Origin of the sequence: Streptomyces sp. C, assembly GCF_000158895.1 — a bacterium.
Taxonomy (GTDB): domain Bacteria; phylum Actinomycetota; class Actinomycetes; order Streptomycetales; family Streptomycetaceae; genus Streptomyces; species Streptomyces racemochromogenes.
On sequence record NZ_GG657752.1, the window covers coordinates 142,310 to 163,828 of the forward strand.

Consider the following 21,519-nt stretch of genomic DNA (forward strand, 5'->3'; position numbering starts at 1 on the left):
CCCGGCACGCAGCGCCCGTACGGCGTCCTCGGTACGGGGGAAGGTGCCGCCCGAGGCGAACGCGGGCCGTACGTCACGCCATCCGGTGCGCTGCCACCGCCGGGCGATCCCGGCGAGGGAGGCGGCCGCGTCCGGGTCGGCGGTGCCCGCGGCCGCGAGGACCACGGCGGTCGCCGTACGCGCCTGCGGGCCGAGGCCGGCCTCGTGGAGGCGGCGTTCCAGTACGGCGGTCAGCAGCGGGTCCGGGCCCAGTACGCGGGCCTGTCGCACCGTCAGGGAGGCGGGCGCCCGGCGCAGTACGCCGGGCAGGTCGACCGAGGCGTGGAAGGCGCGGGTCAGCAGCAGGGGCTGGACCACCACGCTCCGTGCGCCGAGGCGGGCCAGCCGCTCCAGCGCGGCCGGTACGGAGGGCCGGTCGAAGTCCAGGAAGGCCGCGGTGACGGGCAGTCCGGGCCTCGCCGACCGGATCCGCCGGGTCAGCGCGCGCACGGTGCGCGCGTGCCGGGGGTCACGGCTGCCGTGCGCGACCAGCAGCAGGAAGTCGCCCATCGCGGGGGCTCCCCGGCTAGCCCGCGACGAGGGCCGGCACCGGCCAGTAGGGCTCGTCCTGGAGCAGCATCGGGTCGTGGGTGAGGATCGCCCGCTCGTACTGGCTCAGGACGGGGGAGGGCTCGATGCCCTGGGACTCGATCATGTTGTGCCGGCACTGGCGGTAGACGGTCAGCGCGTCGAGCTGCCGGCCGGAGCGGTACAGGGCGCGCATGAGCAGCATGCAGAACTGCTCGTGGTTCGGGTTGCGCGAGTACAGCTCGGTCAGCTCCGGCAGGATCCGTTCGTGGCCGCCGGTGCGGAGTTCCAGATCGTAAAGCAGAATGAGTGCCGAATTCCGTGCCTCCAGATATCGGGTGGAGGCGGTCCGGCAGATGGGTCCGCCGGCCAGTCCGCCGAATACCGGGCCGCGCCAGCGGGCTAATTGCTCGCGCAGGTCGGTGATGTTGCGGCGGTGGTCGGAGAGGGTGTCCGTTCCGGAGCGCGCGTGGATCGCGTCCACGGTGTCGAGGAACACGTAGGCGTCGAGTTCCCACCGGTCGAAGAGGAACTGGTAGCCGGAGGTGCTCGTCACCACCCGCGAGCCCTGGCGTTCGGGCTCCACGGCGGCGAGGGTCCTGCGGACCCTGCTGACCTGCGCCTGGAGGGCGTTCTCGACCTTGTTGGGGGGTGTGGTCCCCCAGAGTTCGAGGATGAGGGAGTCGACGGTGACGAGCGATCCGCCGGCCGCGAGCAGGGTCGCCAGGAGCGTCTGCTGCATGGCGCCGCCGAGCCTCACGGCGACTCTCTGTTTCATTATCTCTATGGATCCCAGGACTGAGAACAGCAACACAAACATCTCCCCGCGAGATGGAAAGAGAACGGTGTCGTGTGCGAACCGGAGTTGCTCTGAATTCTTAGTGGACCGATCGGTCCCGACCGTACTTGCTCAGGTGGGGGCGTGTCAATGACACGCCAAAGGCCGTGCAGCACGGCCGGCACCGGATGCGGGGGATCCAATGGGTGCGCCGGACGTGCTGCACGGCCGATCGGGGGAGGGGCGCCGCCGAGGCGGCGCCCCCTCGGTCAGGCGGAGGCCTTCTGGCGGTAGCGGGCGGCGCCCGTCAGGGCCACGAGGGTCACGCCGAGGGTGAGGACGGTGACGGTCCACAGGCCGGCCCGGTAGGGGGCGATCCCGCCGGTGCTGAGCGAGAAGACGGTCGCGGTGAGCGCGATGACCACGCCGTTGCCGATCTGGGCGCCGGCGTTGAACAGGCCGGAGACCAGGCCCTGCTCGTCCGGCGCGGCCGTGCCGACGGCGGCGATGTTCAGCGCCGGGTAGACGGCGGCGAAGCCGAGGCCGCCGAGGAGCTGCTGCGCGAACAGGGTGACCAGCGGGTCGACCTGACCCATCAGCAGGACCCAGCCCAGGTAGCCGATGCTCAGCAGGACCAGGCCGCCGGTCGCGACCGGCCAGGCGCCGTACTTGGTGACCAGCGCGGCGCCGTAGCGGGCGGTGCCCGCGGTCAGCACGCCGCCGAGCAGGAAGGCGAGGCCGGCCTCCAGCGGGGTCCAGCCCAGCTGCTCCTGGTAGTAGAGGGTCAGCACGAACTGGAAGGAGACGTAGGCGCCGAAGAAGAGCATCGCGATCAGGGACCGGGTCAGCTGGCCCTTGCGGAAGACCGACAGCGGCACCAGCGGGGCCGGGTGGCGGCTCTCGACGACGGCGAACAGCGGGAAGAGGACCGCGGCGGCGATCAGCGAGCCGATGGTCTGGGTGTCGCCCCAGCCGTCGCTGGCGGCCCGGCTGAGTCCGTACACCAGGGCCACCGCGCCCGCCGTCACCGTGACGGCGCCGAGGATGTCGAGGCTGCCGCTCTTGCCCTTCTCCTGCTGCGAGGGGACGACCGACGCGGCGAGCAGCGCGACCAGCACACCGGCGACGGCCGGGGCGAACAGGACGAGCCGCCAGGAGAGGCCCGCCATCAGGCCGCCGAGGATCAGGCCGAGGGAGTAGCCGGCCGAGGCCACGGCGAGGAAGGTGCCCAGGGCGCGGTTGCGTGACTGCTCGTCACGGAAGGCGTCGAGCAGGATGGCCATGGCGGCGGGTGCGGTGATGCCGGCGCTGACGCCCTTGAGGAGGCGGGCGACGACGAGGACCACGCCGTCGTCGGCGATGCCGCCGAGCACGCTGGCGACGACGAACACCGCCAGCCAGCCGATCAGCAGCTTCTTGCGGTTGTAGAGGTCGGCCAGCCGGCCGCCCAGGAGCAGGAACCCGCCGAAGCCCAGCGCGTACGCCGAGACGACCCACTGGAGTGCGGAGGTCGACATCCCGAGGTCCGCCTGGACCAGGGGGAGGGCCGGTCCCATGCTCGCGATGTCCATCGCGTCGAGGAACTGCACCGCGCACACGACCAGGAGCAGCAGCGGCAGGCTCTTGACCGCGGGGGCGGGCGGTAACACCCGTGCGATGGGGGGAGAGGTCGGGGATGCCTCGGTCATGATCAGACTCCGATCGGAGTGTCGTCGGAAGCAGTGGCTCTGCGGAACGCGCTATGCGGCAAATAGTGGACCGGTCAGTCCAGGACTGATCGGTCCATTTCTAGCGCTCACAAACCCCCGTGTCAAACGTATGCTGGGAACCGCGGGGGAGAGGCGAAGGAGTTGAGACATGGCGCGCACACCGGCACCAGGCACGAGGCGGCGGATCCTGGAAGCCTCGGCCAAACTCTTCGGTGAGCAGGGGGTCCGGGCCGTCGGCATGCAGCAGGTGATCGACGCGACCGGAGTGGGCAAGAGCCTGCTCTACCGCGAGTTCGCCAGCAAGGACGAACTGATCGCGGCCTGGCTGCGCGAGAGCGACGCCCAGTGGTGGGAGCAGGCCGAGGAGGTCACCGCCCCCCACTCCGGGGACCCGGCCCGCCAGATCCTCGCGCTGATGGAGTTCTTCCACGCCAGCGTCCGCGACCCCGACTTCCACGGCTGCATCTACTACAACACCTCCAGCGAGTTCCGCGAGCCCGGACACCCGGGCCGCCAGGAGGCGAAGCTGCACCTCAAGGGCCTGCGCAACTGGTTCCGCGACAAGGGCGTCGAGGCCCGCGCCGAGGACCCCGACGCCCTCGCCGACACGCTGATGCTCATCGTCGGCGGCACCCTGGCCAACGGCGAGGTCCTCGGCGAGAGCGGCCCCGCCCGCATGGCCCTGGTCACCACCGAGCTCGTCCTGCGCCAGTACGCGCCGAACGCCCTGGCGGCCGCCACCCGCTGACGCCCCGACGGCGACGCGCCCGGCCCCGCGGCACACGGATGCCGCGGGGCCGGAGCGCGTCCGGGACCGGTCCACGTCAGGGGCCGCCGGCGCCGGTACGGGTGGGCCGCGCGTGCCGTACGGCCACGCCGTGCTCCTCGTACCCGTCGTTGTACGAGAACGACGAGGGCATCCTGTCGTGGAACTGGTAGTCGGCCTGAATTCGACCGTCCTCGGCGAGCACGACGATGTCCTGGCCGGACATCTCCATCTCGCCCGTGGCCGCCGAGACCATCACCCAGTTGAACCGGACGACGTCGTGGTGGCCGGTCGCGTTGTTCGAGGACCGGAACTCGTACCCCATCGGGCCGTACACCTCGTGCGTGTAGGCCAGCTGGTCCAGGAGCGCCGCGTGCCCCCGGATCGGGTCCTTGCGGTAGAACACGTAGACGCAGTCCGGCGCGTACAGGCCGTACACCATGTCGCGCCTGCGCCGCTCGTCCTTCTCGTTCCACAACGCGACGTAGCGCGCCAGGAGTTCATTGGGTCGGGGCAGCATGACGGGGTACCTCCGGGTTCCGCTGGAACGCCGCCCGCTCAGCGCCCCGCGGCGTACCGCGGCAGCAGCTGGGCCAGGTCGGCCGTGATGGCACGGGCGTGGGCGCTCAGGTAGAAGTGGTCCCCGGGGAAGGTCCGGCACCCCAGGAACTCCGGCGTCCGCCCGGCCCACGACCGCATGGCGCCGGGCGCGAGGAGGGGGTCCCCGCGCCCGGAGTAGGCGACGACCGGACAGCCCACGGCCGCCCCGTCGTCCGAGAAGTCCGCGCACACCGAGCCGTCCGCGCCCATCGCGCGGACCGCCCCCGCCAGCAGCTCCGGATCCCGGGCGACCGCCTCCGGCAGCCCGCCCAGCAGCCGCAGCGCCTCCAGCGGGTCCGCGGACAGCGCCGCCGGCGCCGAGAACCCCTCCGGGGCCCACCCCGACACGGCCAGGAGCACCGGCGCGGGCAGGCCCCGGCGCTCGGTCTCCACCGTCAGCCGGTAGCCCAGCAGCGCCCCCATCGAGTGCCCGAACACCGCGTACGGGCGCTCGTCCAACTCGTCCGACACCACCCGCGCGAGGGCCTCCACCAGCGGACCGAGCCGGGTGTACGGAGCCTCGCGCCGCCGCTCCTGCCGCCCCGGCAGCTGCACCGCCTGGCAGGCGACCGACCCGGGCAGCCGCCCCGGCCACTCGCGGTACATCGACGCGCCGCCCCCGCTGTGGTGCAGCAGGAACAGCCGCGACTCCGCGTCCGGTTCGGCGTCGGCCGGGTGCAGCCACCGCGCCGCGCCCTGCACCTCGGGCAGCGGGCCCGGCGCCGGCCCGGGAGCCCGTACGGCGTCCACGGCGGCTACCGGGCGGGCGCGGAGGCGGGGGCGGGGGCGGGCGCGGGGGCGGCGGACCGGCCCGCGGTGAACCGCTCCCGCAGCACCCGCCGCAGCACCTTCCCGGTGGGGTTGCGCGGCAGCTCGGCGACGATGTCGTACCCCGTCGGGATCTTGAAGCCGGCGATCCGGCCGTTCATGAACCGCAGGAACTCCCGCGGGGTCGCCTCGGCGCCCTCGCGCAGCACCACCGCCGCCCGGACGGCCTCGCCCCATTCCGGGTGCGGGACCCCGTACACGGAGACCTCCGCCACCGCCGGGTGGGCCCGCAGCGCGTTCTCGACCTCCGTGGGGTAGATGTTCTGGCCCGCGACGATGACGGTGTCGTTGACCCGGTCGGCGAGGAACAGGTAGCCGTCGGCGTCGACATGGCCCATGTCGCCCATCGACAGCCACTCCCCGGACTCCCCGGACAGCGCCCCGGCCGTCACCTCCGGCAGCCGCCAGTACTCCAGGAACCGCGCCGGGCTCCGCACCACCACCCGGCCCACCTCGCCGGCCGGCAGCTCGCGGCCCTCCCCGTCCAGGATCCGCAGCCCCACACCGGGCACGGCCCGGCCCGCCGAACCGAGCACCCGGCTCCCGGCGGTGTGGTCCTCCGGCGCCAGGACGGTCAGGAAACTGCCCGCCTCCGCCGAGGAGTAGCCCTGCGCCAGCTCGCAGTCGAGCACGTCGATGCAGGTCAGCAGCAGCTCGCGGTCGATCGGTGAACCGCTGTAGACCACCTTGCGCAGCGAGCGGAAGGTCTCGCGGGTCGTCCCCCGCTCGGCCAGCATCATCCGCAGCATCGCGGGCGCCGCCCACAGGGTCGTGACCGCGTGCCGCTCGATCAGCCGGGTCGCCTCGTCGGCGAGGAACTGCCGCATCACCACCGTGGTGGCGCCCGCGTTGAAGGAGTGCATGAACCAGCCGAAGCCGGCCGTGTGCAGCCCCGGGAAGCAGCTCAGCCCCCGGTCCTCGGGCCGCCAGTCGATCCAGTCCACCCCGGCCGCCCGGGTGTCGGCGATGAAGGTGAAGAACGTCCGCTGCGCCAGCACCACCCCCTTCGGCAGCCCGGTCGTCCCGCTCGTGTACAGCTGCGCGACCGCGTCGTCGAAGCCGGCCCCGCCGCCCGCCGGCGGATCCGTGTCCGGCAGCCCCGCCTTCCAGTCGAGGAAGCCGCCCGCCACGTGGCTGTCGGAGTCCGACTCGACGACCTGCCGCAGCTCGGGCAGCGCCGTCCGCAACCGGTCCACCACCGGGCGGAACTCCCGCTCCACGAAGAGCAGTTCCGCCCGCGAGTCGCGCAGCACGTGCTCGACCTCGCCGGCGGTGAGCCGCGAGTTCACCGGCACCAGCACCACGCCCGCCTTCGCGCAGCCGAGCGCCAGGTCGTAGTAGCGCTCCGACTCCCGGCCCAGATAGCCCACCCGCGCACCGGCCGCCAGGCCCGCGGCCAGCAGCGCGTGCGCGGTCCGGTTGCTCTCCCGGTGCAGTTCGGCGAAGGTCAGTGCGCGGTCCTCGCAGATCACCGCGGGCCGGTCGGGCCGGGTCCGGGCGTGCAGCGCCGCTCGGGCGGCGAGGGTCCGGTCCTCCGTACGGTTGTCCATGGGGTTCCCTTGTCCTGTTCGCTCTCGGGGTTGGAGGGGGGCGGGGTCTCAGGCCGCCGGGGGCACGGCGGCCCCGGCCGGTACCGCGTCGGCGGCCAGGCGTACGGACAGCAGCTCGGCCAGCTCCTCCACCGACGGGTGGTCGAAGACCGAGGAGGACACCAGCGGGACCCGCAGCAGCGTCTGGAGCTGGTTCTTGAGCACGATCGCCGTCAGCGAGTCCACGCCCAGCTCCAGGAAGCCCGCCCGGGTGTCCACGTACTCCGGGTCGTCGATCGCCAGCAGCGCCGCCACCGTCGCGCGGACCAGGGCGACCAGCGCCGTCCGCCGCTCCTCGGCCGGGGCCGCCGCCAGCGCCTCCACGTCCAGCGGCGCGGCCGAGGCCGCCGCCCGCGCCGTCCGCTCGGCGGCCGCCGCCTCCACCGGCCGGTCCGGCAGCCGGGTGAAGCCCAGCCCGGACAGCTCCGCCACCGGCCGGCCGTCCTCCTCCAGCAGCAGCACGTCCAGGGTGAACGCCGGGTCCGCCGCCTCCGGGTCCTCGGCGCGCGTGATCCGGGCCGCGGAACGCAGCACCGCACCGCGCGGCTTCTTGAAGGCGCGCAGCCGGCCCGCGCTCGTGGCCACGTACCGGCGGCCGTCGTCGGCCAGCGCCGCCAGGGCGTGCGTCGCCCCGTCCAGCAGCGGCGGCGGCAGCAGCCCGTCCCGGGACAGGCCCGCGCCGGACAGCTCCGTCACCGCGAAGTCCGGTCCGTACGCAGCCACCCGGCGGGCCCGCAGGAACTGCGGGCCGTACTCCAGTCCGGCCTCCGCGTACGCGGCCCGCACCTCGTCGGCGTCCAGCACCCGGGAGGGCTCGTCGTCCTCCAGGGCCCCGGTCAGGGCCAGCAGCGTCCGGCCCGGGCCCGCGAGGCCGCTGCCCGCGTAGTCGGCCTCGGCGGCGATCACCGCGGTGGCGTGGAGCCGCTCGGCCGCCGCGGGGCCGTCGGCGGCCCGGCTGGAGACCTCCACCGCCAGGCTCCCGTCCGGCGCGGTCCGCACCCGGGTCACCAGCAGCACCGGCCGGTCCGACAGGAACAGCGCCTCGTGGAAGCGGACGTCCTCCACCGCCCGGCCGGTGTCCCCGTGGACCTCGTCCTGCACCGCGAGCATCAGCTCCAGGTAGGCCGAAGCGGGCAGGAAGGCCTGGCCGCCGATGGTGTGGTCGGCCAGGTACGCGGGCTGCGCGGCACTGATCCGCGCCCGGAACTCCCGCGTACCGTCCTCCCGTCCGTCCCGTCCGTCCCGTCCGTCCGGTCCGTCCCGTCCGTCCGCTCCGGCTTCCCGGCCGAGCAGCGGGTGCCCGTCGCCGCCCGCCCCGCGCCGACCGGCGGGGCGGGCCGGGAGCCGGTACTCGCGCCGGTCGAAGGCGTAGCCGGGCACCGGGATCCGCCGCCCCGGCCCGTCCGCGTACACCGCGCCCCAGTCGATGTTCAGCCCCGCCGCGTACGCACCCGCCAGCGCGGCGTCCAGGGCAGCGCCCGCGGTGTCCTTCGACCGCATGCTCGTCAGCCAGCGGTGCTGCTCCTGCGGTACGCAGCGCCGGGCCAGCGAGGTCAGCGCCGACGACGGCCCGACCTCCAGGAACACGTGCCGGCCGCGCTCCGCGACGGTACGCACCCCGGCCGCGAACTCGACGGTCTCGTTGACGTGGCGCACCCAGTAATCGGGCGTCGCCAGCTCCCGCGGATCGGCGATCCGCCCCGTCAGGTTCGACACGATCGGCAGCTGCGGCTCGTGGAAGGCGATCCCGCGCAGCACCTCGGCCAGCGGCTCGGACACCCCGGCCATCAGCGGCGAGTGGAACGCCGCCGTCACGTGCAGCTCCGTCACCGTCCACCCTGCCGCGCGCAGCTCCCGCACCGCCTCCGCCAGCGCCCCGGCCGCGCCGGACACCACGCACTGCTCCGGGGCGTTGACCGCCGCGACGGCCAGCTCCGGCCACCGTTCCAGCAGCGGCCGGACCTCCTCCACGGGCGCCGACACGGCCGCCATCGACCCGGGCACGCCCTCCGACTCGATCAGCCGGGAGCGGGCGGCGAGGAACGCCACCCCGTCGGCGAGGGTGAACAGCCCCGCCACCGTCGCCGCGACGACCTCGCCGACGCTGTGCCCGATCAGCACGCTCGGCCGCACCCCCCACGACAGCCACAGCCGGGCGAGCGCGTACTCCAGCGTGAACAGGGCCGCGTGCGTGAACGGCGTACGGGCCAGGGTCTCCTCGGCGTCCGGCACCTCACCGAGCATCACCGCCGCCACGGAACGCCCCAGCAGCGGCGCGAAGAGCGCGTCGCACTCGTCGACGCACCGGGTGAACACCGGGAACCTGCCGTACAGGGCCCGGCCCATGCCCACGTACTGCGAACCGGAGCCGGTGAACAGGAAGGCCGTCTTGCGGAACGCGTCGGGCTTCTCCTCCCCCCGGGACGGCGCACCCCACCGCTCCAGCCGTTCGGCCAGCTCGGCGGTGGAGGACACGGCCGCCGCCACCCGGTGGCGGAAGTGCGACCGGCCCGTGGCCCGGGTGCGGCACAGGTCGGCGAGGCCGGTGGCCGGGTGCTCGGCGAGGAAGCGGGCGTGGCGCCGGGCCTGGAGCCGCAGCGCCGGCCGCGACTTGGCGGACAGCGTGAACACGTGCCCGCGCCCGTCGTCGTCCGCCTCCGTCCGCCCGGGTACGGCTTCCACGGCCGGGGGCTCCTCCAGCACCGCCACCGCGATGGCCCCGGCGACCCCGAAGCCGTTGACCGTGGCCCGGCGCACCGGCGCCTTCCACGGCCGCTCCCCGTCCGCCACCTCGATCGGGTAGTTCTCCCAAGGGATCCGCCCGGACAGGTTCCGCCACACGTGCGGGAAGAAGACCCCCGCCCGCATCTGCGCGATCACCTTGACGACGGCGCCCAGCCCGGCCGCGGGCTCCATGTGCCCGAGGTTGGCCTTCAGCGAGCCGATGACGAGGGGGTCGGCCCTGTCGTGCGAGGCGCCGAACACCCCGTTGACGGAGCCCAGCTCGATCGGGTCGCCCAGCGGGGTCCCCGTCCCGTGCGCCTCCACGTACTGGATGTCGCCCGGCTCCAGCCGCGCGTCGGCCAGCGCCGCACGCATCACGGCCTCCTGCGCCGTGCCGTTGGGCGCGCTCAGCCCCGCGCTCTCGCCGTCCTGCCCGATGGCGGTCCCGCGTACGAGCGCCAGCACCCGGTCCCCGTCCGCCAGCGCGTCGGAGAGCCGCTTGAGCACCAGGGCCCCGCAGCCCTCGGCGCGCGCGTAGCCGTCCGCGCTCTCGTCGAAGGTCTTGCAGTGCCCGTCCGGGGCCAGCATCTGGGCGTGCGAGAGGATCACGTACGAGCGCGGGTTGTGCAGGGTGTTCACCCCGGCGCACAGCGCGATCCCGCACTCGCGGCGCCGCAGCCCCTCCACCGCCAGGTGCAGGGCGGTCAGCGACGCCGCGCACGCGGTGTCCGTCGTCAGGCTCGGGCCGCGCCAGCCCAGGAAGTACGACAGCCGCCCCGACAGCGAGTAGGCGCCCAGGCCGGTCGTCAGGCTCCCGTCGAGCTGCTCGTCCGTGAGGCCCTCCAGCTCCAGCGCGAAGTCCAGCGGGGAAGCACCCACGTAGACGCCGCCGTCGCCGTGCCGCAGCCCGGCCGGGTCGATGCCGGCGTCCTCCAGGGCCTGCCACACCGTCTCCATCAGCAGCCGCTGCGCCGGATCGACGAAGGGGGCGTCCTTGGGCGGAATGTTGAAGAACTGCGCGTCGAATTCGTCTATGCGGTCCAGAAAACCACCGGCGGTCGCGGTGATCGAACCGTCGGCCACCTCCGGAACCCAGCGGTCGCGCGGCAGCGGGCCGATACCGGAACGCCCCTGCCGGAGAAAGGAATCCAGCTCGTCGACGGAATTGTTCCCGCCGGGCAGGCGCATTCCGATACCGACCACGGCGATCGGCTCGTGCTTCTCGGAAAGGAACCGCCCGATCTCCTTTTCCTGCCTGCGGACGGTCTCCTCCGCGGCGTCGAGCCTTTCCTTCAGATCCCGCTCTTCCGGAGTTCCGGGCACGGCGGCCGCCCCTCTCAATTCGCTTCGAAGATGTCGGCCAGGACGTCCGAGGCCAGATGGTCGGTCAGCCGCTCGACGGTGGGCTGGTTGAACAGGGCCGTACTGCTGATGCCCCGCCCCAGCCGCTCCTCCAGCCGCTGCTTCACCATGGTGAGCAGCAAGGACGTCATGCCGAGCTCGAAGAAGCTGTCCTCCAGCGGAAGCTCCTCGTCATCGGGCATGAGGAGCGCGGTCTTGAATTCCGCCACGACGATTTCTTCCAGGACCGTCCGGCGTTCCGACCTGGGCGAGGCCATTAATTGATCCGTCATACCGGTCGAGTGAAGCACAGCCGCCGTGACGGTCTGCTGACGCCTTCCTGACCCGCCGGACCCGTCAGTTCAGCGTCAGCAGTGCTGTGAGAGCCTCGGCGGAGCAGCAGTGCGTGAGACCGGCGTGGAGGAGCCAACAATGCAGACCGAAGCACGGGAAGAACTGCGGGCCAACGGATATTCGTTGCTGCCGGCCGACCGGCTCGTCATCGACGCCGAATTGCGGCAGCACGTCAAGGAACTCGCCGCCGAATGGGAGCACCTGGAGACCGACCAGTACCTGAAGGGCGGCTCCCGCTTCCGTGAGCGCGCCTACGACCGCTTCTTCTTCGTGCCCCGCACCGGAGAGGTCCGGCTGCGCCCGCACCGCCCCTACTTCCAGTCGATGAACGCCAACGACTACGCAGGCGGCATCGACCGCGACGTGGCACCGCTGAGCCGGGCCACCCTGGACAACCCGCTGCTGACCCGGCTCCTGCGCGCCGACTTCGAGAAGTTCCCCGTCCCCGAGGACTCCTGGCTGGACGACCCCTGGGACGTCCAGTGCCACCAGTTCCGGATCATCAGCACCCCCGACGAGACGGGCGAGCCCACCCCTGAGGGCCCGCACCGCGACGAGGTCGACTTCGGCGCGATCCACCTGATGGGCCGCTTCAACGCCCGGGGCGGCGAGTCCCAGGTCTACAGCCTGGACAAGGACCTCGTGGCCGAGTTCAGCCTCACCGAGCAGATGGACACCATGTTCTGGGCCGACGCCCAGATCCTGCACGCCGTCCGCCCGATCCACCCCCTCGACCCGGCGAAGGCGGCGGTCCGGGACGTGCTGATCCTGGGCTACAAGCACGAGCCGGAGCTGCGCCGCGAAGAGCAGAACGCCGTCTGACATGGTGACGACTTCCCAGATCCGCCGTGTCGACCGGGTGGTCATCCGTTTCGCGGGTGACTCGGGTGACGGTATGCAGCTGACGGGTGACCGTTTCACCTCGGAGACGGCGTCCTTCGGCAACGACCTCTCGACGCTGCCGAACTTCCCCGCCGAGATCCGGGCCCCCGCCGGGACCCTGCCGGGCGTGTCCTCGTTCCAGCTGCACTTCGCGGACCACGACATCCTCACCCCCGGTGACGCGCCGGACGTGCTGGTCGCGATGAATCCGGCGGCACTGAAGGCCAACATCGCGGACGTGCCGCGCGGCGCGGAGATCATCGTCAACACCGACGAGTTCACCAAGCGCCCCATGGCCAAGGTCGGCTACGAGACCTCCCCCCTGGAGGACGGCTCCCTGGATGCCTACCGCGTCCACCCCGTCCCGCTCACCACTCTCACGGTGGAGGCCCTCAAGGACTTCGGGCTGACCCGCAAGGAAGCCGAACGCAGCAAGAACATGTTCGCCCTCGGTCTCCTGTCGTGGATGTACCACCGCCCGACCCTGGGCACGGAGGCCTTCCTGCGGCAGAAGTTCGCGAAGAAGCCCGGCATCGCCGAGGCGAACGTGGCGGCCCTGAAGGCGGGCTGGAACTTCGGCGAGACCACCGAGGACTTCGCCGTCTCCTACGAGGTCGCCCCGGCCACCAAGGCCTTCCCGACCGGCACCTACCGCAACATCTCCGGGAACCTGGCCCTCTCCTACGGCCTCATCGCCGCCGCGCACGCCGCCGACCTGCCGCTCTACCTCGGCTCGTACCCGATCACCCCGGCTTCCGACATCCTGCACGAGCTGAGCCGGCACAAGAACTTCGGCGTGCGGACCTTCCAGGCCGAGGACGAGATCGCCGGCATCGGCGCCGCCCTCGGCGCGGCCTTCGGCGGCGCGCTCGCCGTCACCACGACCTCCGGACCGGGCGTCGCCCTCAAATCGGAGACCATCGGCCTCGCCGTCTCCCTCGAACTCCCCCTCCTCATCGTGGACATCCAGCGCGGCGGCCCGTCCACCGGGCTGCCGACCAAGACCGAGCAGGCGGACCTCCTCCAGGCCATGTACGGCCGCAACGGCGAGGCCCCCGTCCCCGTCATCGCCCCCAGGACGGCCGCCGACTGCTTCGAGGCCACCGTCGAAGCCGCCCGCATCGCCCTCACCTACCGGACGCCGGTCTTCCTGCTCTCCGACGGGTACCTCGCCAACGGCTCCGAGCCGTGGCGCGTCCCGCACCCCGACGAACTGCCCGACCTGCGCACCCGCTTCGCCACGGGCCCCAACCACACCCTCGCGGACGGGACCGAGGTGTTCTGGCCCTACAAGCGGGATCCGCAGACGCTGGCCCGTCCGTGGGCGGTGCCGGGCACACCGGGCCTGGAGCACCGGATCGGCGGGATCGAGAAGCAGGACGGCACGGGCAACATCAGCTACGACCCGGCCAACCACGACTTCATGGTCCGCACCCGGCAGGCCAAGATCGACGGCATCGAGGTCCCCGACCTGGAGGTCGACGACCCGGACGGCGCCCGCACCCTCGTCCTGGGCTGGGGTTCCACCTACGGCCCCGTCACCGCCGCCGTCCGCCGGCTCCGCACCGCCGGCACCCCGATCGCGCAGGCCCACCTGCGCCACCTCAACCCCTTCCCGAGGAATCTCGGAGAGGTCCTCGCCCGCTACGAACGGGTCGTCGTCCCCGAGATGAACCTCGGGCAGCTCGCCACCCTCATCCGCGCCCGCTACCTGGTGGACGTCCGCTCCCACACCCAGGTCAACGGCATGCCGTTCAAGGCCGAGCAGCTCGCCGCGGTCCTGAAGGAGGTCATCGATGACTGAGGCACTGCGCCTGGTCCCCAGGGCGGAGGCGAAGCTCGCCGCCAAGGACTTCAAGTCGGACCAGGAGGTCCGCTGGTGTCCGGGCTGCGGGGACTACGCGGTCCTGGCCGCCGTCCAGGGCTTCATGCCCGAGCTCGGCCTCGCCAAGGAGAACATCGTCTTCGTCTCCGGCATCGGCTGCTCCTCCCGCTTCCCGTACTACATGAACACCTACGGGATGCACTCCATCCACGGCCGCGCCCCCGCCATCGCCACCGGCCTCGCCACCTCCCGCCGCGACCTCTCCGTCTGGGTCGTCACCGGCGACGGCGACGCCCTCTCCATCGGCGGCAACCACCTCATCCACGCCCTGCGCCGCAACGTCAACCTCAAGATCCTCCTCTTCAACAACCGCATCTACGGCCTCACCAAAGGCCAGTACTCCCCCACCTCGGAACTCGGCAAGATCACCAAATCCACCCCCATGGGCTCCCTCGACGCCCCCTTCAACCCCGTCTCCCTCGCCCTCGGAGCCGAGGCCTCCTTCGTCGCCCGCACCATCGACTCCGACCGCAAACACCTCACCGAGGTCCTGCGCCAGGCCGCCGACCACCCCGGCACCGCCCTCGTCGAGATCTACCAGAACTGCAACATCTTCAACGACGGCGCCTTCGAAGCCCTCAAGGACCAGGAACAGGCCCGCGAAGCCGTCATCCGCCTCGAACACGGCCGGCCCGTCCGCTTCGGCGCCGACGACACCTTGGGAGTCGTCCGCAACGAACGCACCGGCGACCTCGAAGCCGTCGAGATCACCGACGCCAACGCACACCGGATCCTGGTCCACGACGCCCACGCGGCCACCCCCACCACCGCCTTCGCCCTCTCCCGCCTCGCCGACCCCGACACCCTCCACCAGACACCCATCGGCGTCTTCCGCAGCGTGGAACGGCCCGTCTACGACACCCTCATGGCCGACCAGCTCGACGCGGCCGTCGACCAGCGAGGCAAAGCGGACCTCGGGGCCCTGCTCGCCGGCTCCGACGCATACGTTCTCTGACACGTTCTCTGACACCCCGCGGACAGCGGGGAGGGGGCGGCCGCGGGGCCGCCCCCTCCGTACGGTGCCCGGCCGGGCCGCCGCCTCAGGCGCGCGACGGCGCCCCCAGCGGCGGGACGGCCTCGGCGGCGGAGGGCGGTTCGGGCGGGGTGCCGTCCCCGAACGGGCGACCGCCCAGCGCCTCGCGGCCGTGCGGTTCGAGCCAGCCCGACGGGTCCGGGCCGGCCGGCACGATCCCGGACGGGTTGATGTGGCTGTGCACGACGTAGAAGTGCTGCTTGATGTGGTCGAAGTCGACCGTGTCCCCGAAACCGGGCGTCTGGAACAGATCCCTGGCGTACGCCCACAGCACCGGCATGTCCGAGAGGCGCTGCCGGTTGCACTTGAAGTGGCCGTGGTAGACGGCGTCGAAGCGCACCAGCGAGGTGAACAGCCGGATGTCCGCCTCGGTGATCGTGTCCCCGACCAGGTAGCGGGAGCCCGCCAGCCGCTCCGAGAACCGGTCGAGACGGTCGAAGAGCGCCTCGTACGCCTCCTCGTACGCTTCCTGGGACTTGGCGAACCCGGCGCGGTAGACGCCGTTGTTCACGTCCGTGTAGATCTCCTCGTTGACCGCGTCGATCTCCGCCCGCAGCGCCGCCGGGTACAGCTCCGGCGCCCCCTCGCGGTGGTACGCCGTCCACTCCAGCGACAGGTCCAGGGTCATCTGCGCGTAGTCGTTGGTGACCACCTCGCCGCTCGGCACGTCCACGATCGCGGGCACGGTGATGCCCCGGTCGTATCCGGGGAAGCGGGCGAAGTAGGCCTCCTGCAGGCGCTCTATCCCGAGCACCGGGTCGCGGCCGTCCGGGTCGAGGTCGAAGGTCCAGCTGCGCTTGTCGTGCGTCGGCCCGGCGACGGCCAGCGGCAGGGCCTTCTCCAGCCCGAGGAGCCGGCGGACGATCGTCGCGCGGTGCGCCCAGGGGCAGGCGCGGCTCACCACGAGACGGTAGCGGCCGGGCTCGACGGGGAAGCCGTCGCGTCCGTCGGCGGTGATCCGGGTGGTGATGTACCGGCTGTCCCGCGTGTATCCCTTGTCGGGGCGTACGTTGCTCATCCCCGGGGCCTACCCAGGAACCGCGGCCCCGAGCAGCCGCTCCACCGGAGCTCGACCGTCCCTCGTCCGGGCGGCCCGGAGCCCTCCCGACACCGCTGACGGGAGCCGCCCCGGCGCGCCTTCGCGTCCGGACGGCTCCCGTGGGTCCTGCCGCGTGAGGCCCGCGGCTACTCGGCGACGTAGGTGTGGCCGCTGTAGGCGTAGACCAGGAGTTCGAGCTCCAGCTCCGGGTCCACCACGGTGCCCCCGGTGGGCTCGAAGTGTTCGTACCGGTTGCCGTTGAGGACCTTCACCTTCGCGGTGGTGTCCTCCACGTAGCGGATGCGGTCCAGCTCTTCGGCACTGGACGAGGGTCCGCCGCTGAGTATGACGTTCGGGCTCTGCACTGTCATGGTCGTCGTCTCCTTCGGCCGGGTGCGGAGGCAGCAACCTCACTGCCTGCCGCACAGGATCGGGTGTACCGCTAAAGCCGGTCTAAAACCGGGCTGAAAGCGGAGGAACCGTACGCTTCACGATGCCCACGAGCCCGGGGAGCGGAAGTCCCCGTCGGCCGCGGCCCACTGCGCGCGGAACGGCCGCGGCTCGGGCGGGGCGATCTCGGAGCCCATCATCCGGGCGGTGAGCAGCATGGCGATGGCGGCGACCTCCTCCAGCGTCGGGGACCCGCCGACCACGTGGAAGGCCGCCTGCTGGAGCTGGGCCTCGGCGGGGCTCACAGGGGGAGGTTCCCGTGCTTGCGGCTGGGGCGCGGCGCGTGCTTGCCGCGCAGCATCTCCAGCGCGTCGATGAGCCGGGACCTGGTCTCGGCGGGGTCGATGACGTCGTCCACAAGGCCTCGTTCCGCGGCGTAGTAGGGGTGCATGAGCTCGGCCTGGTATTCCTTGATCTTCATCTGGCGCACCGTGTCGGGATCGTCGGAGGCCGCGATCTCGCGGCGGAAGATGACGTTCGCGGCGCCCTCGGCGCCCATCACGGCGATCTCGTTGGACGGCCAGGCCAGGGCGATGTCCGCGCCGATGGAGCGGGAGTCCATGACGATGTACGCGCCGCCGTAGGCCTTGCGCAGGATCAGCGAGATCCGCGGCACGGTGGCGTTGCAGTACGCGTACAGCAGCTTGGCCCCGTGCCGGATCACCCCGCCGTGCTCCTGGCCCACGCCCGGCAGGAAGCCCGGTACGTCGACCAGCGTCACCAGCGGGATGCTGAAGGCGTCGCAGAACTGCACGAACCGCGCGGCCTTCTCGCTCGCCTGGATGTCGAGGACGCCCGCCATGCAGGAGGGCTGGTTGGCGACGATGCCGACGCTCTGCCCGCCGAGCCGGGCCAGGGTGCAGACGACGTTGCGCGCCCACCCGGCGTGGACCTCGAAGTGCTCCCCGTGGTCGACGACCTCCTCGATCACCTCGCGGATGTCGTACGACTGGTGGGGACGCGAGGGCACCAGGTCGGCCAGGCGCTCGCAGCGCCGGCCGGGCGGGTCGTCGGTGTCCCCGGCCGGCGGCAGCTCGCGGTTGTTGGCGGGCAGCAGCGACAGCAGGTAGCGCACGTCCTCCAGCGCGCTCTCCTCGTCGTCGTACGCGAAGTGCGCGACGCCGGAGGTCCCCGCGTGGCTGTCGGCCCCGCCGAGGGTCTCGCTGGTGACGGCCTCGCCGGTGACCGCCTGGACCACGTCGGGTCCCGTGATGAACATCTGTGACGTCCCGCGGACCATGAAGACGAAGTCCGTGAGCGCCGGGGAGTACGCGGCCCCGCCGGCGCACGGGCCCATGACCACGGAGATCTGCGGGATCACCCCGGAGCTGCGCACGTTGCGGGTGAAGATGCCGCCGTAGCCGGCGAGCGCGGTGACGCCCTCCTGGATGCGGGCGCCGGCGCCGTCGCACAGGCCCACCAGGGGCGCCCCGGTGGTCTCGGCGAGGTCCATCAGCTTGTGGATCTTCTGGGCGTGGGCCTCGCCCAGTGCCCCGCCGAAGATCCGGAAGTCGTGGGCGTACGCGAAGGCGGTCCGGCCGTGGACCAGCCCCCACCCCGTGATCACGCCGTCGGTGTGCGGCTTCCTGTACTCCAGGCCGAAGCCGGTGGCACGGTGCCGGCGCAGCCCTTCGATCTCGGTGAACGTCCCCTCGTCGAAGAGGAGTTCGAGGCGTTCGCGGGCGGTCAGCTTCCCCTTGGAGTGCTGGGCCTCGGTCGCCTTCTCGCTCGGACCCCGTACCACCTCCTCCCGCAGGACGGCGAGCTCCGCCGTGCGTTCCCTCAGGGACGAGTACCGGATCTCCTCCTGGGTGCTCATGAGGGCCCCTTTCGTCGCGGACGCGCCGGACCGGCCGGTGCGCGGCGACGAGCGTCCGGCGCCGGGCTAAAGCCGGGCTTGCACGCCACCGCCCGGACCCGCCGCACGCTCCGTACGGAGTCGGGGGCACCCCTACCCCGCCCGTGCGGACCCCACTGCATGCGCCGCGCCCGGGACTTCGGTGGCCGGAATGCGTATCAGTGGAACGTCACGTCCGAACCGCCGGAGGCCTCTGTGAAGGAAATCCTCGACGCGATCGCCGCGTCGACCGCATCTGGCAGCGGATCTCCCGCTGTCACCGCCGCCGACTTCGCGGCCCTGCCGCTGCCCGAGTCGTACCGTGCGGTGACCGTGCACAAGTCGGAGACGGACATGTTCGCGGGCATCGCGACCCGCGACCGCGACTCCCGCAAGTCCCTGCACGTCGAGCAGGTACCGCTGCCCGAACTCGGGCCCGGCGAGGCCCTGGTGGCCGTCATGGCCTCCTCGGTCAACTACAACACCGTCTGGAGCTCGATCTTCGAGCCGCTGCCGACCTTCGGCTTCCTGGAGCGGTACGGCAGGATGTCCCCGCTCGCGGCGCGCCACGACCTGCCGTACCACATCCTCGGCTCCGACCTCGCGGGCGTCGTGCTGCGCACCGGCCCCGGCGTCAACCGCTGGCACCCCGGCGACGAGGTCGTCGCGCACTGCCTGTCGGTGGAGCTGGAATCGGCCGACGGCCACAACGACACGATGCTCGACCCCGAGCAGCGCATCTGGGGCTTCGAGACCAACTTCGGCGGCCTGGCGGAGATCGCCCTCGTCAAGTCCAACCAGCTGATGCCCAAGGCGCGCCACCTCACCTGGGAGGAGGCCGCCTCCCCGGGCCTGGTCAACTCCACCGCCTACCGCCAGCTGGTCTCCCGCAACGGCGCCGGCATGAAGCAGGGCGACAACGTCCTGATCTGGGGTGCCAGCGGCGGCCTCGGCTCCTACGCCACCCAGCTGGCCCTGGCCGGCGGCGCCAACCCCATCTGCGTCGTCTCCTCCCCGGAGAAGGCCGAGATCTGCCGGAAGATGGGCGCCGACGCGGTCATCGACCGCAACGCCGAGGACTACCGGTTCTGGAAGGACGAGCGCACGCAGGACCCGCGCGAGTGGAAGCGCTTCGGCAAGCGGATCCGCGAGCTGACCGGCGGCGAGGACGTCGACATCGTCTTCGAGCACCCGGGCCGCGAGACCTTCGGCGCCTCCGTCTACGTCACCCGCAAGGGCGGCACCATCGTCACCTGCGCCTCGACCTCGGGCTACATGCACGAGTACGACAACCGCTACCTGTGGATGTCCCTCAAGCGGATCGTCGGCTCGCACTTCGCGAACTACCGTGAGGCGTGGGAGGCCAACCGCCTCATCACCAAGGGCAGGATCCACCCGACGCTCTCCAAGGTCTACCCGCTGGAGGAGACCGGCCAGGCCTCCTACGACGTCCACCGCAACCTCCACCAGGGCAAGGTCGGCGTCCTCGCGCTCGCCCCGGAAGAAGGCCTCGGCGTCCGCGACCACGAGATGCGCGCCCGGCACCTCGACGCCATCAACCGCTTCCGCGACGGCCGTACGCTGCCGGAAACCGGATGACCGGGACGAGGGCCGCCGGGGCCGCCCTCCCCGGCGGCCAGGTGGCCCTCGCCCATGACGACGAGCTCCCCCCGGGCGGTGAGCTGCGCGCCCTGCTGGAGGACGTCCTCGCGGAGGTGCGCGGCGCCTGCCCGCCCCTCGGCCCGCACCCGCCCGCCCTGGTGAGCGGCGCCCACGTCGTCGACCCGCCGTTCTACGGCAGCGGCGACATCGGGCGGATCGCCGTGTGCGCCACCGTCAACGAACTCGCCGCCGCCGGCGCCCGCCCCCTCGCCCTGACCCTGTCGGCCGTCGTCGAGGCGGGCCTGCCGCTGGAGCGGCTGCACCGCCTGGCCCGCTCCGTGCGCGACGCGGCCCGCGAGGCCGACGTGGTGGTCGCCGGCGTGGACGTCCGGGTCGTGCGGGCCGGCGAGGCGGACCAGGTCTACCTGCACACCACCGGCATCGGCGCCTTCCACGGCGCCCCGCTGGACACCCGCGACGCCCGCCCCGGGGACCGCGTCCTGCTCAGCGCCCCGCTCGGCGGACACGGCGCCCACATCCTGTCGGTGCGCCGCGGCCTCGGCTTCGAGAGCCTCGTCCCCAGCGGCTGCGCGCCGCTGGCCGGACTGCTGGAACGGGCCCGCGCCGCCGCGTCCGGCGACGGGATCCGGGCCGTGCGCACCGTGACGCGCGGCGGCCTCGCCGCCGCGCTGCACGCGTACGCCCGCGAACTGGGCCACACCCTGCGCGTCGAGGAGAGCGCGCTGCCCGTGCAGTACGAGGCCCGGATGGCCCTGGAGGCCATGGCCGTCGACCCGCTGCACGCCTCCAGCGAGAGCTGCCTGTGCCTGCTCGTCGCGCCGGACGCCGCCCCCGGTGTCCTGGCCGCGCTGCGCACCCACCCGTACGGGCGGTTCGCCGCGGAGATCGGCACGGTCGTCGAGGACGGCGCCGCCCCGGTCGAGCTGCTGCGCGACCGGGGCGGGGCGGTGCCCGTCACACCCGAACCGGCGGCCTTCCCCCGGCTGGCGTGAACCCCGCCACCGCCTTCGCCGGGCCGGCCGGGGCCGGGTGGGCCGCGGGCCGGAAGCCGCGCAGCAGTACGAGTCCGGCCGCCGCGGCCAGCGCCGGGAGCAGCCCCATCCCCGCCAGGACCCCCCACGCGGCGCCCGAACCCTGGCCGGTGGCGTGCCCGGTGTCGGAGGAGACGTAGCCGGACGCCTGCAGCACCAGCCCCATCAGGAACGGCCCGACGGCCATGCCCAGCGCCTCCCCGGCGCTGAACAGGCCCGACATCGCGCCGGCCCGGCTGCGCCCGGTGCGGGCGGCGTCCCCGGCCGCGCACTCGGCGAGCATCGCGTACAGGAACAGCAGCTGCCCCGCGTGCCCCGGTGCCGACGACGAGGAGCGCCACCGGCGCCCAGAACGCCGGCATGACGGGCGCGGCCGGCAGCAGCAGGGCGCCCCCGGCGAACTTTGCGCAGGACAGGACGAGCACCCGCCGGTGGCCGTACCGGGCGGCCACGCGGGACCACAGGGCCGTGGTGAACAGGTTC

The 21,519-nt window shown here is 72.6% G+C and carries 19 protein-coding genes; 6 read left to right on the forward strand and 13 right to left on the reverse strand.

From position 1 onward, the window contains the following. The 3 genes from SSNG_RS36885 to SSNG_RS36895 form a co-directional block, all read right to left on the reverse strand. Positions 1–549 (reverse strand): CbiX/SirB N-terminal domain-containing protein (locus SSNG_RS36885; protein WP_042804875.1); only part of this gene is annotated, 549 nt, incomplete at its 3' end. Positions 550–565: 16 nt separating this feature from the next. Further along, a complete protein-coding gene (locus tag SSNG_RS36890) occupies positions 566–1,345 on the reverse strand; it encodes an AfsR/SARP family transcriptional regulator (RefSeq protein WP_206731440.1) in 780 nt (259 codons plus the stop codon). Between the two features lie 269 nt (positions 1,346–1,614). Next, complete coding sequence (locus SSNG_RS36895; protein ID WP_007269097.1) at positions 1,615–3,033, reverse strand: MFS transporter; 1,419 nt, start codon at positions 3,031–3,033, stop codon at positions 1,615–1,617. 169 nt (positions 3,034–3,202) lie between these two features. On the opposite strand from SSNG_RS36895, the gene SSNG_RS36900 reads away from it, so the two are divergent. Then, on the forward strand, positions 3,203–3,802 hold the full coding sequence (locus SSNG_RS36900) for a TetR/AcrR family transcriptional regulator (RefSeq protein ID WP_007269098.1): 600 nt from the start codon (positions 3,203–3,205) through the stop codon (positions 3,800–3,802). 76 nt (positions 3,803–3,878) lie between these two features. Here the strand turns inward: SSNG_RS36900 and SSNG_RS36905 are convergent, their stop codons facing one another. From SSNG_RS36905 to SSNG_RS36925, 5 genes are read right to left on the reverse strand one after another with little or no spacing between them, the layout of a single operon-like run. Beyond that, positions 3,879–4,340, reverse strand: coding sequence for a nuclear transport factor 2 family protein (locus SSNG_RS36905; RefSeq protein WP_007269099.1), 462 nt, complete (start codon positions 4,338–4,340; stop codon positions 3,879–3,881). A gap of 38 nt (positions 4,341–4,378) precedes the next feature. Next, positions 4,379–5,170: an alpha/beta fold hydrolase gene (locus SSNG_RS36910; protein ID WP_007269100.1), complete on the reverse strand. Its 792-nt coding sequence runs from the start codon at positions 5,168–5,170 to the stop codon at positions 4,379–4,381. 5 nt (positions 5,171–5,175) lie between these two features. Beyond that, positions 5,176–6,798 carry a long-chain-fatty-acid--CoA ligase gene (locus SSNG_RS36915; RefSeq protein ID WP_007269101.1) on the reverse strand — a complete coding sequence of 541 codons (1,623 nt, stop codon included), beginning with the start codon at positions 6,796–6,798 and terminating at the stop codon, positions 5,176–5,178. Positions 6,799–6,846: 48 nt separating this feature from the next. After that, the gene (locus SSNG_RS36920; RefSeq protein WP_206731441.1) at positions 6,847–10,884 is read right to left on the reverse strand and encodes a type I polyketide synthase; all 4,038 of its coding nucleotides are present in this window, start codon (positions 10,882–10,884) and stop codon (positions 6,847–6,849) included. A gap of 14 nt (positions 10,885–10,898) precedes the next feature. Then, positions 10,899–11,132, reverse strand: coding sequence for an acyl carrier protein (locus tag SSNG_RS36925; protein WP_241695349.1), 234 nt, complete (start codon positions 11,130–11,132; stop codon positions 10,899–10,901). A 202-nt stretch (positions 11,133–11,334) separates the two neighbouring features. On the opposite strand from SSNG_RS36925, the gene SSNG_RS36930 reads away from it, so the two are divergent. The 3 genes from SSNG_RS36930 to SSNG_RS36940 are packed head-to-tail and all read left to right on the forward strand — an operon-like array spanning position 11,335 to position 14,978. Beyond that, on the forward strand, positions 11,335–12,078 hold the full coding sequence (locus tag SSNG_RS36930) for a 2OG-Fe dioxygenase family protein (RefSeq protein ID WP_128637677.1): 744 nt from the start codon (positions 11,335–11,337) through the stop codon (positions 12,076–12,078). A 1-nt stretch (position 12,079) separates the two neighbouring features. Further along, positions 12,080–13,942: a 2-oxoacid:acceptor oxidoreductase subunit alpha gene (locus tag SSNG_RS36935; RefSeq protein WP_007269105.1), complete on the forward strand. Its 1,863-nt coding sequence runs from the start codon at positions 12,080–12,082 to the stop codon at positions 13,940–13,942. Further along, positions 13,935–14,978 (forward strand): 2-oxoacid:ferredoxin oxidoreductase subunit beta, encoded by a 1,044-nt coding sequence (locus SSNG_RS36940; protein ID WP_007269106.1) that lies wholly within the window; start codon positions 13,935–13,937, stop codon positions 14,976–14,978. Before SSNG_RS36935 ends, SSNG_RS36940 begins: the two co-directional genes overlap by 8 nt. An 85-nt stretch (positions 14,979–15,063) precedes the next feature. Here the strand turns inward: SSNG_RS36940 and SSNG_RS36945 are convergent, their stop codons facing one another. The 4 genes from SSNG_RS36945 to SSNG_RS36960 all read right to left on the reverse strand — a co-directional run bounded on the left by SSNG_RS36945 (position 15,064) and on the right by SSNG_RS36960 (position 18,364). After that, the gene (locus tag SSNG_RS36945; protein WP_007269107.1) at positions 15,064–16,074 is read right to left on the reverse strand and encodes a glutathione S-transferase C-terminal domain-containing protein; all 1,011 of its coding nucleotides are present in this window, start codon (positions 16,072–16,074) and stop codon (positions 15,064–15,066) included. 167 nt (positions 16,075–16,241) lie between these two features. Beyond that, positions 16,242–16,466: a DUF5988 family protein gene (locus SSNG_RS36950; RefSeq protein WP_007269108.1), complete on the reverse strand. Its 225-nt coding sequence runs from the start codon at positions 16,464–16,466 to the stop codon at positions 16,242–16,244. Positions 16,467–16,583: 117 nt separating this feature from the next. Then, positions 16,584–16,790 carry an acyl-CoA carboxylase epsilon subunit gene (locus SSNG_RS36955; protein ID WP_007269109.1) on the reverse strand — a complete coding sequence of 69 codons (207 nt, stop codon included), beginning with the start codon at positions 16,788–16,790 and terminating at the stop codon, positions 16,584–16,586. After that, positions 16,787–18,364 (reverse strand): acyl-CoA carboxylase subunit beta, encoded by a 1,578-nt coding sequence (locus SSNG_RS36960; RefSeq protein ID WP_007269110.1) that lies wholly within the window; start codon positions 18,362–18,364, stop codon positions 16,787–16,789. Before SSNG_RS36960 ends, SSNG_RS36955 begins: the two co-directional genes overlap by 4 nt. A 243-nt stretch (positions 18,365–18,607) precedes the next feature. Between SSNG_RS36960 and ccrA the strand changes: the two genes are divergently transcribed. Together ccrA and SSNG_RS36970 are read left to right on the forward strand one after the other, a co-directional pair. Then, positions 18,608–19,981, forward strand: coding sequence for a crotonyl-CoA carboxylase/reductase (ccrA, locus tag SSNG_RS36965; RefSeq protein WP_241695359.1), 1,374 nt, complete (start codon positions 18,608–18,610; stop codon positions 19,979–19,981). Further along, positions 19,978–20,997 carry an AIR synthase-related protein gene (locus tag SSNG_RS36970; protein ID WP_007269112.1) on the forward strand — a complete coding sequence of 340 codons (1,020 nt, stop codon included), beginning with the start codon at positions 19,978–19,980 and terminating at the stop codon, positions 20,995–20,997. Before ccrA ends, SSNG_RS36970 begins: the two co-directional genes overlap by 4 nt. Here the strand turns inward: SSNG_RS36970 and SSNG_RS44590 are convergent. Continuing rightward, complete coding sequence (locus SSNG_RS44590; RefSeq protein WP_347232527.1) at positions 20,960–21,337, reverse strand: MFS transporter; 378 nt, start codon at positions 21,335–21,337, stop codon at positions 20,960–20,962. The genes SSNG_RS36970 and SSNG_RS44590 overlap by 38 nt on opposite strands. Positions 21,338–21,519: the final 182 nt, after the last annotated feature.